The sequence below is a fragment of the endosymbiont GvMRE of Glomus versiforme genome (assembly GCF_003546845.1).
In genome coordinates this window covers 63,809-80,649 of record NZ_NWVA01000002.1, presented here as the reverse complement: position 1 = coordinate 80,649, position 16,841 = coordinate 63,809, and the positions used below count along the sequence as shown (strand labels likewise).

Genomic DNA, 16,841 nt, shown 5'->3' with positions numbered 1-16,841 from the left:
CTAGTTATTTTTTACAGAGTTTTGATATTCCAAAACCTGCAAAAGGTCTTTTATTTTTTGTAAATTCTCATCAAAGTCTATTTCAACATCATACTCTCCTCCATTTTTTCCTTCTTTCTGTCATCTTTCTACTAATTCTCGGTAATTGCCGTTCTCATGAGCCTCAATTATATAGCCTAAAATTTCCTTACCTTTGCGACGCAATTCAGGGTCTTTGAAACTTAATCCTAGTATGAATTTTTTCTCGGCAATGTCAGGGTCTTCACTTTCGAAGTATTCACGTCATTCTTGAATAGTTTTTTTAAGTAATCTTTTAATGGCTTCGTTGGTTTGTTTAGGAGTTTGAATGAGTTCACTCAAAACTAATTTTTTCTGCCGTTCGGCTTCGTCTGCTTCTTTTATAATTCTATAAAGAGCTTGGATTTCTTCTTTGAGTTTTTTGTTCTCTTCTACCAAGTTAGTTCCTCCTTGCAGTTGTTTTTCTAATTGCTCTTTTTCTTGCTCTAATTGAGCCATTTTTTCCGGAGTAGGTAACTGACTTTTTTGTTGTTTTAATAATTCTATCTCATTCTCTAAAAGAGTAGTGGTGGTTAATTCTTTTATTTTAGACTGAATCGGGCTTTGTTTATGATAATTAACCTTAATAGTTCACTCTTTACTGTTTTCATTATATTCCAGCATTAGTTTGATTCATAACCTTTCTTTTTCATCATCAGTGGTGGCTTTGTTTAGTTCTTGGCTGGTTAGGTTAATTATCTCTTGTTTGATTTTTGGTCAAGTATTATCTATTATTTCAGGCTTAATAATGGATTGGCTAGTGGTTAATTCTACTCCGTCTTCCAGTTTAGGAAAATAGCAAGCAAATAAACTAGTTTCTAATAGTTCATGGGGAAAAGTAGCAGGGTTAAGCAATAACTCTCACTCCTTTTTGTATAATTTGCTTAAATTATCTTTTATTCATTCTAATTCTTGGTTAAAATGTTGTCAAAATAAAGGTTCTTTATCATAGTTTCCGTGCTTAATAGCCGTTAGTTCTCGGCAAAAAGTTCACAATACTAAATTAGGAGCAAAGTTGCCTTTTTTATCTTTTCTTTCTAATTGGAGATAAATATCCCATTCACCATTATTTTCTTCGCTTATTCCTTCCTTATTATTATCTAATTTGGTTTGGGGAGACTTATTGGTGGCAAAATGAAGATTAATTTTTTTGTTTTGGGTATTAGAGAATTCACTGGTTAGCCTTTTTATTTCTTTAACTGTTCTTTGCTGGCTAATATGAATGGTTTTGTCTTCAATACCTAAATCTGTGAATAATTTCTTGTCTTCATCGCTGTCAGGTTGGGTTTTGGGTAAAATTAATTCTTTTAAGTTGGTTAAACTATTTATTTTAGTAATAGGAGAGTTTAAAGCAGACTGGTCTACTTCCATTTTTTCTAAATTGGTAAACTCTTTTAAGTCTAATTCTCCGCCTTCTAATAATTCGCTAATATCAGAAAGGATAATTTCCTTTACTGCTTCTTTTTCTTGGGTGGTTTGATATTTGTTGTTTAAGTAATCTTGGAGGGTTGTCATTGTTATAACTATTTAAGCATCTCCTTTCGTTTTTTGATATATTTAGGAACAACAAATCCTAGAAACCAAATTTGAAAAACAAAGAAAAGCCCAAGCATAATTCAAATAGTGATAAAAAGATTGCTAATTCTTTGGTCTTTTTCTCCACAATCACATGACTCACATAGTTTACCAATTAATCCATTTTGGATTTGGTAATAATGAGTTCGTTCAGCATATAATTGCTCTCCTAATTTCTCTAATTCTTTGTTTTCTCCATTTAACAAATGATCTACTTTATCCTTGGAGAACTCATTTTTTTTCAGTTCTAATATTTGGGCTTTTAATTCTTTTTCCATTTTGGTTTTTTCTTGCTGACAGTTTTCTAGTTTTTGGTATCACTCTTCTAGTTCCAGTTCTTTGTTTTTGATTTTGTCTTTATCTAATTTCCTTTCTGTTCATAGTTTGTTTATCCCTTGTTCAGTGATAATCAATAAATCGTCTAGTTTTTTTATCTTTTTTTCTAAAGCTTTGATTCGTTCGTAAAAGTCTGCCATTTTCTTTCTTAATTTTTAAACAATTGGATTTTTTGGGTAAGTTGTAATATTCTGGCTTCTACCTTGTCTGCTTGTTCATCAGCTTTTTGAATAGCAGTATTAATTTTAGCATTTTCTTCATCGAGAGTAGTTTTTTCATTCTCTAAGGTATTCTTTTCATCTTGCAAGGCATCCTTTTCAGCTTGTAAAGTGTTTTTTTCGGTTTGTAATTTATCTTTATCAGTCTTTAAAGTATCTCTTTCATTTTGAATATCATCTTTTTCGTTTTGAAGGTCATCTAATTGTTGTTTTAAATCAACTAAGATTTGAACTGCGTCTTCTGTGTCTTTAATTAAGTTGGCAATGGTTGTTTCTTGCCGAGCTATTTTTTGAGTTAAATTGTTAATCTTTTCGCTTTCGCCGGTCATTATATTATATTTATAAGGCTATTTCTTAATAATTTTATTATTAATATCAAGGATTTGAGCCTTAAAATCACTAAAAATTTGCTGACCTCTTTGAATGGTTTTATCTGATTTATCAATCGCTCTTTCTAGTTCATTTAAATCTTCTTCGGATGCTTCTTTTTGAGTTAATTCATCCTTCAATTCTTTCTCAACCAATTTTGCTTTACTGTTAGCCTCTGCTAATTTATACTTCACCTCTGCTAATTCTTCAATAAGCTGTTGTTGTTTATTTTGCTCTGTTAACTTTTCTTGATTAGTTTCTTGTAATGATTTTTCATATTTTTTGCGTTCTTCCTCTCAAAGGATTGATTGGTGGTTAAATTCTTGGAGTAAACGCTCATTTGTAGTGTGGTCGCCTATTAGTTTGCGGTGATTTTCTTTTAAATTAGCATGCTCTTTTTCTAATTCTTCTAATTTTATTAATAATTCTTGGTTGTTTTCCTTTTCTTCCACAGTTTCAGTAGTAAAGTTGTCTACTATGTTTAATAAATCCTCAAAAGACTGGGTGTGGTCTTTGTTTGGGAGAGAATTATTAAAAAGTGGAGAGTCTGAATGACGTTTCTTTTTCTTCTCGGGAACCGAGCTGTCGGAATAATCCGTATCACTGTCATTTGCTAAATTACTGGGTGATTTGGTGATTTCTCTATTGAAAATGTTCCCTTTGGTAATTTCCATAAAAAGATTAGTGGGCTTTTCCTTTTCATAGAAAGAGCCACGGGGAGAATTATTTTGGCTAACTGGTAAACTGCTAGTGCTAAAAGTTTTTTTGTGTTGGGATTTTCTGCGACCCAGAGCGGGTGAAGTATCAGTATTTAATTGAAAATTACGTAAATTATTAACAGTTTGAGCAAATTGTTTTTCTCTTTCTTCTTTCTCTTGTTCGTATTTTTCTTGCTGTTCAGTGATAATTCCTTGTCAGCGTTCTTGTTCTTCTAAACCGATTTTTTTTACTTCGGCTAGCTCTTTAACTTTGGCTAAAAGAGAGTTATTAATTTCTTCTTGGCTGGCTTTTAAGCGATGGTTTTCGTCTACTTCTCGGGCTAATTGCTCTTCTAATTGGCGAATATTTAACTTTTCTTGGGTTAAAAAGTTGTTTAATTTATCATTTTTTTTGTCTAATTGGAGCAAATCATCGCCCGTTTCTTTTAATTCGGCGTTTAATTCGGCTATTTTCTTATCCTTTTGAACTAAATTTGCTTGTAATTGTTGGTGTTTAACTGTTTCTTGCTCTCATTCTTGTTTTTCTGCTAATCATTGCTCTTTTTGGGCTTCTAAACGTTTAATTTCACGCTCTTTTTGGTCTAAAAGTTTTTTCATTAAATTATCGGAGGAACTTTTGCCTTTTTTTGATAATCTGTTTAGTATTTCACCAGTTTCTTCAAAATTATCTAGGGTGGGTGAAAAAGCATTAAAAGTTAAATGGTTAGGGGTGAGGGGAGAATTAGAATCAAATTGGGGAGTTCTAGGAGAAAAGTAAGGGGAGGCAGGACGATTAAAATCAGTTGGTAAGGAACAGCGGCGGGAAGTTCTTAATCCTTCTAGGACTACTTCTGGGTTTTTATTTTTTGATAAATTTAATGGTTTTTTTTGGTTTTCGGTTTTTTTCATAACTTATTTTAAAGGAATTTTTTTATTCTTTTTCTGAACCAAAAAGTTTATCTTTCAGCCCACCTAATTTATCTTTAGCAGCATCTTTAACATTCTTAATAGTTTTGTCTATTTGTTCTTTTCCTTTACTTTGTAAATCACTTAAAAAGTTAGTAGTTTCAGTTTCTTTTTCTTCTCTTTTGGTTAAACCTGCTCTAAATCCGGTTAATTCTCCTTCATGCTTAATTTCTCTTTCTATGGCTTCTAGTTCTAATTTCTTTTTAGCCATTCTGGCTTCATAATCTATCTTGTCTTTACCCATTTCTTTTTGTTTTCTTATTTTTTGAACTGCTAAACTAGGCTTTAAACGTTTACGAGTTATCAAAGTTATAATTAGAAAAATAATACCTTGAAAAATTGCTGCACCTGCTATTAAATAGTCTTTTTTTAAGTTACTTTCTTGAAGGCTTTGGATTATTTTAGTTAAATCTTGTGAATTGTTGCTTGTCATGGTTACTTATATTAATTTATCTCGCTTATTATTGTAGTTTCTTCAACAACTCACAATTTGGAAATACTTCTTGAACCTTGTTTTTAAAAAGTACTTTTTCTTCTCAGGAAGCGTGTTTGTAAAGATTGATAATTGTTGTTTCGGCTTTTTCCATTATTCATTTGGCTAAGTCAACTAAACCTTTAATAACTAATTCTTTTAAAGTAGTTCCGATGAAAGTGATTGCTTGCTGTTTAATAAAATCAATGATTGCTACGTCTCAAAATCCTAATGCTCCGATTGCTCCTTCGACTTTTCCAGCTTCTATTCTAGGTAAGATAACATTATTGACATAATCAACTGCTTGATTTTCTTGTTGAAAAATGTTTTCTAGACTAGGAAGATTTGAAATTGTTTCGCCTTTTTCTTTCATTAATAAATGGTTTTGATATTCTTTTAAGAGTTTAATAATTATTTCATTTTGGTGTTCAAAATTAGTAATTATTTCTTCAATACTTAAATTGGTTTTGGTTGCTTGGTTATTCATATTATAAACATTTTAATATTTTAAAAAAATATTATTTTTTGCTTCTACTTCTTAAAGTACTTAACCAACATAATTAAACATTGAAAAAAAGTTAAGACAAAAGAGCCAATGCTAGTTCAAATTACAATACTATCCTTATTTCTTTGCCATCAAGGCTTATTATCGACGGGTTCTTTCTGGTCTGAATTTTCCTCTGACATTAATTAATTGTTATAATTCCTTCTCTAAATTATCAACTTGTTTCTTTAACTGTTCAGCTTGTTGACTGGCTTGAAAGTAATTATAAGCACCTCATAAAGCATCAATTATTCCTCATATTCCAAATGCCAAAGAAAGTCAAAAAACATACTTAAAATTAGGGTTTCGTTGATACATGGCTTCAATTTCTTCTTTTAAGAAAATCTTATCTATGGCTCAGTAAGCCAAAAAAACTCCAAATCTAAACAAACCTCCTCAAATGGAAGATAAAGCACTAGATTTGTTCCAAAGAGTGTCTTTTCATTGTTCACGGGCTTTAATATAATTGATTATTCCTTTATTATTCATATTAAATTTTTTGTTAAATGACAAAATAATTAAACAGTTTTAGCAGGAGTGAACTCCTCATTAGTAGCAAGGTTTTCTACTTTTAAGACATCACTGAATACTAATTCTTCATCGTTTAAGGCTGCTAATTCTGCTTGGGTTTGCTTATATCTAAAACTAAACATTTTATTTGCTGAATTATCTATTCATTTTTCCAAAGAGGTGTCATTCTCCTTATATTTATTGATTAAAAAGCTGATAGTTTTTATATTAACCTTAAAAGAGTTTGTTTTGTCAGTAAACATATCAAAAGGCTGAACTTGGTAAGATACATAGTTAGTTTTCAGTATTAGTCTTTGTAAAACAGTAAAGTTAACTTCTTTGGGTTCCATAACAAGAGATACTTTATATTCTAAGTTATCAGGCTTAATAAAATGGAGAGCAGACAAACCTTCGTCATAAGTAGCACTGCCTTTAATACTTCAAAACACTCTAAAGTCATCATTAGGAGGAGTGCCTTGATTTCTTACCTCTTCTTCTTTTGAACTGTTTAAATTGTCAAAATATACTCTTTTTAGGGTTTTGTCTCCCAATTTATTCTCTAATTCAAAAGGCATCTTTTCAATATTAAAAGTATCGGTATCACTAATGTCATCAAGTTTATAAAATTCCTTCTTATTTATGTCTTTGTATACCACATCAATAAGTATCGTATTTTTATCACTTATTTTTCTTGCCTCAAAAAAAACTTCTCAAATATCATCTTTTTTGGCTTTTAATAAATTATCTATTCTAGGTTTAATGTTACTTCTCGTAAATAAAGAATTAACCTTAGTGTCTTCCTTATGGTCTGCTAGATAAGTCTTTAATCTTTCCGCGTCAGTTTCTCCAAATCCTTCATCACCAAGAAAGTAATTAATAAAGAATTCTCCCAAGGCATAAAAAATACTGTCCCCGGTCATTTTTAATTCGGTTTCGTCTTTGGCTTGACCAATAAATTCTTGTCAAGTTTCTCCTCGGTCTCCTCCTCAATGACCTTTACCGGGTTTTCCGGTAGCATATTCTTCGTTATAATCACCCGCAAACTTATTAAAAAGAGGGTCAATAAATAAAATATGCTTTCCATACTTATCCATTTTGCTGCTTATTTCTTTAATAATTAATTCTCTTTTAGTTTCTAAATCATTTGGTTTTGGAAAGGCTTTATCTTTTAGAGAAGGGGTTATAGTGGCTCCTTTATTTAATTTAAGAGTATTTACATTTGAACCCATTAAATCATAACTCTCTAATACTTCGGCTGTTCCTTCAATGGTGTAAGTGATTATTTTGTCTCCTTTTTTAGTGAAATTTGAAGCAATATCTCTTGCTTCTGCTTCATCTTTGGCGGGAACAGCAATTTTGTGCGTAGGGTCGCCAGTTAGCAACATATCTGCTCCTAATCCCTCGGCTTTAAATTCTTGGTTAGTATCCAAAGTAAAGAGCAAGTTTTCTTCTACATCGTTTTCTACTGTTAAGGGTTCGGTGAAGGTTAATTTTATCGCTAGCAAATTAGGTTCAGTGGTTTTTTCAATTTCTATGTCTTCAAAGGCGTCTGCACGAATACTTAACTCTCAAATATCACCACCTATATTTTTAATAGCAAAGTTGTCTTTGATAATGCTAATTTGAATATTCCTGCCTATTTTGCTTGCTCCTTGGATAAATTTATCTTTAAGGTTTTGGTATCTGTTGGCTATTCAGTCGTTATTTTTATCTAACCAAACTGTTATCATAGAAACATTAACGAGGTCAAGTTTATTATCTATTTTAGGAGAAAAACCATTTTTGTTAAATGCCCCGTAGGCTGTTAAATCTATGCTTCTGCTATCATAAGGAGGATTTTCAGTTGGCGAACCGTCATCAAACTCATATTCTTTTAATTGAAAACTGATTATTCCTTCTTCATGGTCTTGTGGTCGCACCAAAGGAACATAATGCTGAATATCTTTTAAGCGATAAATAAAAAATGGCTCTTCAAATCTAATATCCAAATCCTCTAAATCTACTGAGGGATATTTAGTTCATAAAAAACCACCACTTTGAATAGCGTCAGGGTTGTTTTCTGCTGCTCCTTGGGCAGGATAAATTAAAACTACTGGGCGATGGAGAAAATAAGCAAAATAAGACAAATCATCTAACGGCATATAAGTCTTATCTTTGGCTAATGGAAACACAATATTGGGGTCATTAGGATAATCCTCAACACCTTTATCTCTTAACATTTTATCCGTAATTCAGGTGGCTTTTTCTTGGTCGGTAAATCCTAAACTTAATTTTTCATTAGTCATTAATTCTAAACAGAGTTTCACCCGCAAAGGCACCGCTCATTTATAGTCCTCTCCTGATAGCAAAATGGAGAAACTATTTAAATAGCAATTGCCGTCCATACCTGCTTTTAATACTGTGTATTTGCTAAATCTTTCTCCTAATCCTTTAATGGTTTTTAATTCTGTTTTGGCAGTGGTGTCTTGTCCTATCTTTTGGGGAGTTAGTTCAGTTTGGTTGGCACCTGCTAATTCTAAATCTTTTAAGGGGTCTCCGTAAGTGTCAAGTATTTGCTGGGCTTTGTTTTGAATTTCCGTTAAATCCCTAGTTCAGTTAATATTAAAAAAGTTGTAGATTTCTTGGAGAATTTGGTTTCAATCTGCTTTTAGTGGTAAAATAGGTGTTGATGGTCGCGATGGTGGCAGTGATGGTGATAATGGTGGTGTTTTTTCTCCTTCACTTTCTGAATTTTTTATTTTTTTTATTTCATTAAACTTGTTTTTTAATTCTTCCAAAGTATACTGAACAGTAATTCAAATATCTGAACTTGTTAATAAATATAAGTATTCTTCATTCGTGATTTCTCCACTTTTGTTTCAATCCCCTATAGTTTTGGTTTGTTTTTTTGGTTTTGTTTCCTCGGTTTCCGAAGAAGGTGGAGTTTCATAAAATTCATAATTACGGGTTAAAGAAAGTGGTTCACCAATTGCTTTTTTAGTTCTAGTTTGGTACTCTAATATTTCTTTAATATAAAGACACAAATAAATTCCACTATCTTCTTCTCTGGCTTGCTTCTCACCATCTAAAGTAACAATGTCTATATTATCAGCTATTTCAGCGGAAGTCAAAAAAGCAACTAATGCTTTAACTTGCAAAACCTCTTCGCTTAGGTTATTCTTCGCCGAAGTTCAATAAACTTTATTAATTTTTGTTCCTTGGATTTCTTTTTCTAACACTAACATTCCTCAATGATTATTAGGATATTGACCCAAAGCTAAAGGCAAAATAGTATATTTGCTTGTTCCTGCCTCTATTTGTTGGCTAAAATCTTGCAATGGTTTAATTTCCTTTGAATTAGTTTGTTTTTGTTTTTTGGCTAGTTCATTTAAGTTGTTAATATTGGTTAAGTCAGTTCTTACTCCAATGATATTGCCTAAATAAATATTTTCTTCCTTATCTTTGGTTACATTGGCTTCATATTTTTGATTTCTTAAAATAAAAGCAACATTATCATCAGTAAGTCAATCACTAGATGAATTCAGATTATTTTGCTCTATTAAATTAAATGGCAAATAAATTCCACTATATTCTTGGTTAATTTTATATGGTTCTAAAAAATTAATCTTAATAATTCTAACTCGGTTTTCTTCTATTACTTGATATTGGTCAACTTTAAAAATTAAAGTTTTGTCGGAGTCATTCATTTATCTAAATTTTGGTCTTTTTTTAAGTAACTAATTATTTGCTCCCTAACTTTCTTAATTAATCATAATAGAACTTTGTTATCCTCTCGGGGGTTGCCTTCTTCATAACTCATACCCTTAAAAAATTTTCTTCCTTGAAAATCAACAAAGACATAGTGCTTTTGTGTGTCTGCTTCAAATTCAATTACATAACTACTTAAAGCATCTTCTATTTCATTTAATAATTCAACATCGTTTTTTTTCACAATCATTAAATTAGTTCAATTTTCCAATTATTCTATGATCCGGTAGCACTTCTTCGACTTTTTTCTTAAAAGCTCCTTTGGTGATTTCGTCAGATTGATTATATCGCTCTAACACGAAGTCCTCCAACCTATCCAGCAATCAGTCAGCAAAATTAACCATTTTGTCTTGGCTTAAATATTTTAAAGTACTGCTAAAAAAGGTTAAAGTTTTTTCTTTTAAATCATTAGCTATACTTTCTTGCCACAACCCTTGGGTAGTAAATTCATTGGTTTTTTCTCCGTGTTCTTTAATTATCTTTTGGGCATATTTTCGTGCTTCACGTCCTTCTGCCATCTTGGCTAAAAATTGTTCTTTGTTTAATTTTGGTCTCATATAACTACATTTTAAGACAACAAATTTCTAAATAAATCTAGTCAAACACTCGCCAAACACTACTGATACAACGATTTTTTTACAAATCTTTTCCTTTTTTCAAAGGGAGAGGCAGTTCATTTCTCACCATCTTACTCCAAGGAGGGTTCTGGTCGAACCGGTTTTCTGCTATGGCTCTATTAAGGATATTACTAATACTTCCTAGAACAGACTTCACAAACAATTCATTTTTCTTGACTATTTTGTTCTACTAAAGAATAAAATCAAGTACTTTGTGGAGTAGTTTTATTACATAATTGGCAAGTATGTCCTTGAATAAAAATTGCTTCTTTAACTTGGTATTTAACTGGTTCGTTTTTTTCTAAAAAGCAAAATTGGCACTGTGTTACTCCATAATAATTAAGAGTGTTAGACGAATTATTTCAACTTAAAGTTTTCCAACTATGGCTTTTTCTTCCTAAAGCACAAAGAGAGTTATTCATTAGTTAAGTTCCTCGGCTAAATCCAAGGCTTGCTTAATTCTAAAATTTTTTAATTTCAGTTGAAATAACTTTTGAACTTGGGGATCCAATTTTTGATAATCAGTTTTTATTTGGTTTTTTAAATCATCAAAAATGTGTCAGGATATTCACCATTTCTGATCTAAAACTTTAATTGCTTCTAATAAAAAAAAGAGCGGTTTATCAGTTAATAATTCAGTAACAGTGGGACTTCTTTTGCTATGGTTAATTTCTTCATTGATTACTCGGGAACTATTGGCGATTATTCATTGAGCAAATTCTTTAGCCTCCTGTTCTTGTTTTAAAATTTCTTGTAGCATTATTAGATTTTTTGTTTTTTTAGAAAATTATTTGATTGGCAAAGCCAACTTATCGTCTAAAATACATACAACTTTTTCTTTTGGAAATTGTTCTTGAAGTACTCTCAAATCTTTTTCATCAGGAGCCTCAGGAACTTCAATCAAAATCACATTATGCTCATGGGGAAATATTTTTCCATTTATATCCCTTATTTTGCCACACATAGTTAATTCTTTGTTATTTTTCTGTGGCTAAAGTAGCAATTAGTTCTTGCTTCTTTTTTCGATTAGCCTTATCTAATTCCTCGTAGGTCAAATTTTCGGCTAGAGGCATTCTTTCAGAAGAATTAAAGGCGATGTGTTCTTTTGAAGCATAATTTAACTTAATTAAGTATTCTTTACCATCTTGAATCACATATTCTTCTACAATTTCTTTAATTTTTACTATTCTTTCCATTACAATCAATTTTAACGTTATTATTATTTATTCTCTTCTACCCATTGTTGAATAGTTTTATTTCTGTTATTTTCTACTTCTTTATCCATAGTTCCTTCTCATTCAGTTCCTTTCTCTAATTCTCTAATGAATTGTTTGGTTTCCTCGGTTAACTCTTTTATTCTTTGGTAGTCTTCTACTTTTAATGCTTTTCTTTCACTTTCTGATTTAAATCAGGATTCTTCTCCAAGTTTTTCTAGTACTAAACTATCTAAAGTATTCTTGTTTCATAATCTTTCTTGTGTTTCTTGTTGTTGTTTAGCAGTTAATTTATCTTTCCGGACAGGTAAATTTCATAAAAGGAGAAAATTGCTTACTAGAAAGGCTTCTTTAAAGATAATTTCTTGTTCTTGATTAGACTCTGACATTGTTAAGTTAGTTTTTGTTTCATATTTCCCTAATAGGAGGACACTGTGGTTGGTAATTAGTTATTTCGTGGTATAATTGCTGATATTTAAGTCACCATGGTTATTGTAGTATTTTTTTTAATAATTCTTCTTGGGCAATACTAAAATTTGGCACTGACGCCGTGCTTGTTTAATCTCTTTTTCTTTGCTTTGATAATTAAATTCTTTTAAAGCTTTTAATCTAGTTAATTGTGTTTGAGTAGTAGGTGAAACACATTCCTCTTCTGATAAATAATCAGTAATTAAATCTAACTCAATTTGTTTTTCGTCAGGTTCAGGTTGAATAATTTTTACTTCCCGTCTCGCTGTGTCATATTTGATTTTCACTTCTCCTGACGGATTATTTAATAACAATTGACTTATTTGCTCTTTTAACAATTCATTTTCTTTTTGTAATTGTTTTACTAACTTTCTATTAACTAGGTTCAAATCAGGGTAATTAAGGTAATTATTGCTACAATCTAAATCGTCTAGACTTAATAAAAAGTCTAAATCTAATTCCGTAATACGATTATCATTACAATATAAATTCTTTAATTTTGTCTTTTCCAATGACTCTAATTTGGTTAAAGAGTTATAGGAGCAATATAAAGTTTCTAAACTTTCAAAATCTTTTAAATCTAGTTTACCAGTTAAATTTCTGGCACTGATATCTATTTCTTTAATATGCTTTCTAATAAATAGTGAATATTGTTTTTCTAGGTATTCTTGGGCTTTGGTCATGTTTTATTTAATAATTTTTTCCTTTCGGTAACACTAAAATTTGGGCTTGTTGTTGAACTTGTTGGCTACTTTCAGCGTTAGATAAAGAAACTTCATTTTCACTATCTAAATTAAGATAATCATCAATTATGGTTTCTTCCATTCTACTTAATATTGGATTTCTAACAAAACTTCTTTTTTGCTCTAATCTTCTTGGGAGAGAACTTTCAGTAAATTGTTGGTTTTCGATTAAACTTTCCTTTTCTACTATTAGTTCGGTTACTCTTTTTCGCAAACTACTATTTTCTTGGCGTAAATGGTTTACTCTACTTTCATTCATTTTCCCGTTTTGTAATGCTTCCCGGACTGATTGACCTTCTAACATGTCTTCTAATTCTTGTAATTCAGCAATATCAGAAATACGCTTAATTCCGGTAATTCTTTTTACTGCTTCTACTTTTTTCACTAAATCTTCGTAAGCTTCTTGTCACTTGTGGCATTTTTGTATTAATTCTTCCACTCTTGGCTGAGGTAAATAATTATCATCACATTTAACTTCTTGCAAAGAATTTAATCCTCGCAGTTCTAATTGTCGTAAACGATTATCACTACAATCTAATTGTTCTAATTTAACACAATTACGCAGTTCAATACTGGTTAAAGAGTTATGAGAACAATCTAAAATTATCAAACTAGTAAAATCACTTAAATCTAAATGACCTTTTAAGTCTTTATTGCTTAAATTGATACTTTTAATTTCACTTCTTTTGGCTTTGGGACAGTTTTTGTCTAAATATTTTTGAGCTTTTGTCATAAGTATATTATGGGGTTAATTTAGAAAAATTTTATCATTCTTATACTTGTCCAATACTTGGCTAATTACTTAAACAAATTAGGGAAAAACCTCCGCATTTCTTGATCAGTTTTATCTTGGCTTTGGGGCTTAAATTTTCGGCAAATATTACATTGCCAAGCTAATTTATTTAATTCATTTCAATTGGCGACATAAGTTCGTTCTGAACAGACATGATTAGTTTTGGAGTAGATCTGCTTGCTTTTTTTACCAAAATTGTAGTTTTTGTATTTTTGGTAAGTAAACTTGCTATTCATTAATTAGAATTTTGGATTGGAAACTGTTATCTCTTTTCTATCCTTTTATTTTTTCTTTATCACTTCCTCACGCATGCTCGTCTCGTGTGAGTAGTACTCATTTTGTTAATTGATATCACTTATAGAAAAAAAGAGGCTTTTTGTCAGATAAGGTGAAGATCTTGTTCGCTTTTCTTTTTTCTTAATTTTGCACTCTTTCACGCACGCTCGGAAGCGTGAGTGGCACTAAATCGGCTTGTATTTCAACAAATTCTCCAAAGTTCCTGCTCTTACGTATTTACTAGTTACTGCTAAACTACTATGTCCTAAAACCTTCTGTAAAACTGGTAAAGGCATTCCGCTCATGACATTGTGGGTAGCAAAGCATCTTCTTAAAGTATGAGGTGCTAATTCCATTTGTTCTGGCAATTTACTTTCCTGTTTTAATTGCTTTAAAAAGTCAAAAAAACTTAATCGGTTAGCCTGATTTGGTTTTCAATTTCTTTTCCGTAATTCTTTGGCTATTTCCGGACTAATGTAAACCCATCTCTCTTTGTTTCCTTTGCCTCTTAATAAGTAAAGATTTTTATATTCAGGTGTTTGGTGTTCTAAGTTTAAATCAAAATGAATGGCTTCGCTAATTCTTAATCCGGCTTTTCAACATAAAAGGAAAAGGCTCTCATGTTGATCTCGTTTGCTTTCTCCTCTTTTATTAGGTCTAGTAACTAAATATTCTCAAACTTGTTGTAAAATTTGTTGAGTAGGTAAAATAGTTAAAGGCTTTTTAATTTTTTTCTTGTTCTCTTGATTTATCTGTGTTTTCATCTATGTTTCTTTCTTTTTTTAAATCAGAAGGTTTGAATTTTCCCTCTTTTTGTTTTTTGCTTTAATTCATCAATATGGCTTTTGGGTTTTTCTTGGTTTAACTTTTTCTCGGCTTCTTCTATTACATTATTAGATTTATTTCTTGTTTCTTTCTCTCTTTTTAATAATTCCTTTACTTGTTCCCTATTATTGCCTAAATATTCGGTTGATTTATTGGTTTCGCGTAGAATTATAGCCTTATATTCTCCACCCTCGGGGATTATCAGTTGTAATCCTTGAGCATCTAATTTCTTAACAAGTTGCTCGACTTCTTGCTCTAATGTTAGACCGCTATATTTTTCCTTATATTCTTTTTCTAAGTCATAATCGCTAATGTGTGGATTTTTTCCGTTGTTAATCTTTATAAGTCCGTTAATATTTGCTATTAATTGCTTATATTTAGCTAATTCTTGGCTTTGTTCATTAATTTTTTTTTGCAATTCAGCTATTTTTACTGGGTTTCTTGGCATACAACTACTTTTTTGTTAGTGTTTCTTTGGTTAATTGTTCAGTGATAAACATTACAAGCATAAATTTCATTAAAAGTATGGGCTGTCACTGGGGCTTTTTCTTGGCTACAAAAAGCATATTCATTTTCTTTAATTCCTTTTTCTTGACAGTTCTTGCAAAAAGGCTTTAAACAATCATAATAGTCAGATCACAGTTTGCTTTCTATTTGTGGTGTTTCCACTGGTACTTTTACTTTTGATCAAGGTTTAGTTTCATTTCTGTGTTGGTGATAATCGCAAGCATTACAAAAGTGGAGTGAAGTTATCGGTTCTACTTTATAACTTACACATTCTCCTTTTTCTTGTTTAGCTCATTGTTCTTTTAATTTTTCTAAGGCTTGGTTGTATTCTTGGTTATTTTCTGTTTCGTAAATTTTTTCTTTGATTTCGGGTTGAGACGCTTTGATGTTTTTGGCTTGGAACATTGTCTCAACCTCCTTGCTGGTTTTTAATGTCTCAACCTCTTTTTGTGTCTCAACCTGTCTCAACCCAATATTTTTTAATTCGGTTGTCTTGTTTTTTGTTAATTGTCTCAACCCGACCTCCTTGATTGGTGTCTCAACCTGAGATTGTTCTTTTTGTCTCAACCTAGCCAATCTTCTCCTTTCGGTTCTTTGTTGGTTAAGTTCTTCTTTTCTTTTTTGATAGTATTCTTTTAATTGTTCTTTGCTTAATGGATTCATTGATTTTGCTTCCTTTATAGACAATTATACCAACCTCCGACCAAATAACTTAACTTTGCTACCTTATAATAAGTTCAAGTATGGTTTAAGTCTCTATAAGTCTTTGAGTTCAGACATAAGTTTCCTTTTGTCGGAAAGAATTCTAAACTTAATTTTCTAACTTGTTTTTTCTAATCCATTTCGATTTCGATGACTGGTAGCAAAATAGAGATGTTTAACTTATTGTTGCGATAATCTTCATGTTTTCTTACGATAAAATCATATTCGTTTTCATTTTTCTCTTTTAATCATCTAAAACATCCTTGGGAGCATTTTTTACAAAGAAATTTACTTAATCTACTTTTTGCTATTTTTAAGTTTACATAGCGATGTATTCTGACAAAAGAAGGTTCGATTTCTAAACAATCAGGTAATAGGAAGATTTCATATTGAGAAATAAAAGTTTTGTTTTCCTCTTTGGCTTCTTCTTCGCTTTGAGAAGTAATTATTAACAGGCGAAGAAAATAAAAGTTCTCCTCTTCTTTTATTTTAGTTATCACATAAGGTCTTCCTCGTTTTAATGTGTCTCATTTATCTTGATAATCAAGATCCACAAAAATAATTTGATTTAGCTTTGGTTGTTTCCTCTCTTTGTTCATTAGTTCTTACGTTCTACAGCTTCAGCTACGTGTAAAGCAAAATTTTGATAATATTCAATCATTTCTTTACTTTGAGGCATTTCATTATTTCCTTTAATATTTTCTTTATTTCAAATAGTAAATCAAGCAGGATCTTCATGAACGAAATTCTCTAATTGCTGATTACTGTAAGTTCTAAAATAATTAAAAATTTTGGTTAGAAAATCTTTCGAGTAAATGGTTAGGGATTTGATTGCGACCTGATTTTTAGGATTAACTAAAAAGTGGAATTGACGATAAACTTCATAAACTATTCCTCCGTGTTCAAAAGCTAACATTTTTTCGGAAAATAAGTATTGCCCGTGTTTAGCAGCATAAAGCATTTGGGTAATTTGCAATAATTTATTTAAGCGAAGATTGCCGGAGATTGGAACCGAATTTCCCTCTATTTTTATCATTTTTTCATCAGTAAAATATTCTCTTTTTGGATCCAAAGAAAGCAAATATTTAGCAATTTCAAGAGCTGAAATTTTCCCCTTCTGCTGAATGATGATTTTAGGAGTTAAATTATCAATCTTTTTCATACAACTAATTTTTACACTCTTTTAGCACTTATTTTGTGCAAA

Annotated in this window: 23 protein-coding genes; all 23 read right to left on the bottom strand. The window is 30.9% G+C overall.

Translation table 4 applies throughout. The annotated features are described in order from the left end of the window. The 23 genes from GvMRE_RS04005 to GvMRE_RS03900 all read right to left on the bottom strand — a co-directional run bounded on the left by GvMRE_RS04005 (position 1) and on the right by GvMRE_RS03900 (position 16,799). The gene (locus tag GvMRE_RS04005) at positions 1–1,572 is read right to left on the bottom strand and encodes a hypothetical protein (protein WP_147409989.1); all 1,572 of its coding nucleotides are present in this window, start codon (positions 1,570–1,572) and stop codon (positions 1–3) included. An 8-nt stretch (positions 1,573–1,580) separates the two neighbouring features. Further along, the gene (locus GvMRE_RS04000; protein ID WP_147409988.1) at positions 1,581–2,108 is read right to left on the bottom strand and encodes a hypothetical protein; all 528 of its coding nucleotides are present in this window, start codon (positions 2,106–2,108) and stop codon (positions 1,581–1,583) included. Positions 2,109–2,116: 8 nt separating this feature from the next. Continuing rightward, a complete protein-coding gene (locus tag GvMRE_RS03995) occupies positions 2,117–2,515 on the bottom strand; it encodes a hypothetical protein (protein WP_147409987.1) in 399 nt (132 codons plus the stop codon). Between the two features lie 18 nt (positions 2,516–2,533). Further along, entirely contained in the window at positions 2,534–4,162 is a 1,629-nt protein-coding gene (locus GvMRE_RS03990) for a hypothetical protein (RefSeq protein WP_147409986.1), read from the bottom strand. Positions 4,163–4,184: 22 nt separating this feature from the next. After that, a complete protein-coding gene (locus tag GvMRE_RS03985) occupies positions 4,185–4,652 on the bottom strand; it encodes a hypothetical protein (protein WP_147409985.1) in 468 nt (155 codons plus the stop codon). Between the two features lie 28 nt (positions 4,653–4,680). Continuing rightward, positions 4,681–5,178, bottom strand: coding sequence for a hypothetical protein (locus tag GvMRE_RS03980; RefSeq protein ID WP_147409984.1), 498 nt, complete (start codon positions 5,176–5,178; stop codon positions 4,681–4,683). Positions 5,179–5,388: 210 nt separating this feature from the next. Further along, complete coding sequence (locus GvMRE_RS03975; protein ID WP_147409983.1) at positions 5,389–5,724, bottom strand: LapA family protein; 336 nt, start codon at positions 5,722–5,724, stop codon at positions 5,389–5,391. A 29-nt stretch (positions 5,725–5,753) separates the two neighbouring features. Then, positions 5,754–9,431 carry an OTU domain-containing protein gene (locus tag GvMRE_RS03970; RefSeq protein WP_147409982.1) on the bottom strand — a complete coding sequence of 1,226 codons (3,678 nt, stop codon included), beginning with the start codon at positions 9,429–9,431 and terminating at the stop codon, positions 5,754–5,756. Next, positions 9,407–9,682, bottom strand: coding sequence for a hypothetical protein (locus GvMRE_RS03965; RefSeq protein WP_147409981.1), 276 nt, complete (start codon positions 9,680–9,682; stop codon positions 9,407–9,409). Before GvMRE_RS03965 ends, GvMRE_RS03970 begins: the two co-directional genes overlap by 25 nt. A gap of 4 nt (positions 9,683–9,686) precedes the next feature. Further along, complete coding sequence (locus GvMRE_RS03960; protein ID WP_147409980.1) at positions 9,687–10,049, bottom strand: hypothetical protein; 363 nt, start codon at positions 10,047–10,049, stop codon at positions 9,687–9,689. A gap of 191 nt (positions 10,050–10,240) precedes the next feature. After that, positions 10,241–10,531: a hypothetical protein gene (locus GvMRE_RS03955; RefSeq protein WP_147409979.1), complete on the bottom strand. Its 291-nt coding sequence runs from the start codon at positions 10,529–10,531 to the stop codon at positions 10,241–10,243. After that, entirely contained in the window at positions 10,531–10,869 is a 339-nt protein-coding gene (locus tag GvMRE_RS03950) for a protein prenyltransferase subunit alpha family protein (protein ID WP_147409978.1), read from the bottom strand. Before GvMRE_RS03950 ends, GvMRE_RS03955 begins: the two co-directional genes overlap by 1 nt. Before the next feature lie 27 nt (positions 10,870–10,896). Beyond that, positions 10,897–11,073, bottom strand: a complete 177-nt coding sequence (locus GvMRE_RS13510; RefSeq protein ID WP_172575247.1) for a hypothetical protein — start codon at positions 11,071–11,073, stop codon at positions 10,897–10,899. A gap of 13 nt (positions 11,074–11,086) precedes the next feature. Continuing rightward, the gene (locus GvMRE_RS03945; RefSeq protein ID WP_147409977.1) at positions 11,087–11,305 is read right to left on the bottom strand and encodes a hypothetical protein; all 219 of its coding nucleotides are present in this window, start codon (positions 11,303–11,305) and stop codon (positions 11,087–11,089) included. 23 nt (positions 11,306–11,328) lie between these two features. After that, positions 11,329–11,712, bottom strand: coding sequence for a hypothetical protein (locus GvMRE_RS03940; RefSeq protein ID WP_147409976.1), 384 nt, complete (start codon positions 11,710–11,712; stop codon positions 11,329–11,331). Positions 11,713–11,829: 117 nt separating this feature from the next. After that, positions 11,830–12,474 carry a leucine-rich repeat domain-containing protein gene (locus GvMRE_RS03935; RefSeq protein WP_147409975.1) on the bottom strand — a complete coding sequence of 215 codons (645 nt, stop codon included), beginning with the start codon at positions 12,472–12,474 and terminating at the stop codon, positions 11,830–11,832. Between the two features lie 7 nt (positions 12,475–12,481). Beyond that, positions 12,482–13,267, bottom strand: coding sequence for a leucine-rich repeat domain-containing protein (locus GvMRE_RS03930; RefSeq protein ID WP_147409974.1), 786 nt, complete (start codon positions 13,265–13,267; stop codon positions 12,482–12,484). Positions 13,268–13,332: 65 nt separating this feature from the next. Beyond that, entirely contained in the window at positions 13,333–13,563 is a 231-nt protein-coding gene (locus GvMRE_RS03925; protein ID WP_147409973.1) for a hypothetical protein, read from the bottom strand. Between the two features lie 225 nt (positions 13,564–13,788). Then, entirely contained in the window at positions 13,789–14,367 is a 579-nt protein-coding gene (locus GvMRE_RS03920) for a tyrosine-type recombinase/integrase (protein WP_147409972.1), read from the bottom strand. Then, the gene (locus GvMRE_RS03915) at positions 14,352–14,876 is read right to left on the bottom strand and encodes a hypothetical protein (RefSeq protein WP_147409971.1); all 525 of its coding nucleotides are present in this window, start codon (positions 14,874–14,876) and stop codon (positions 14,352–14,354) included. The genes GvMRE_RS03920 and GvMRE_RS03915 overlap by 16 nt, the downstream gene beginning before the upstream one ends. Then, entirely contained in the window at positions 14,858–15,598 is a 741-nt protein-coding gene (locus GvMRE_RS03910) for a hypothetical protein (RefSeq protein WP_147409970.1), read from the bottom strand. The genes GvMRE_RS03915 and GvMRE_RS03910 overlap by 19 nt, the downstream gene beginning before the upstream one ends. Positions 15,599–15,768: 170 nt before the next feature. Then, positions 15,769–16,236 (bottom strand): hypothetical protein, encoded by a 468-nt coding sequence (locus GvMRE_RS03905; protein WP_147409969.1) that lies wholly within the window; start codon positions 16,234–16,236, stop codon positions 15,769–15,771. Beyond that, entirely contained in the window at positions 16,236–16,799 is a 564-nt protein-coding gene (locus GvMRE_RS03900; protein WP_147409968.1) for a type II toxin-antitoxin system antitoxin SocA domain-containing protein, read from the bottom strand. Before GvMRE_RS03900 ends, GvMRE_RS03905 begins: the two co-directional genes overlap by 1 nt. Positions 16,800–16,841: the final 42 nt, after the last annotated feature.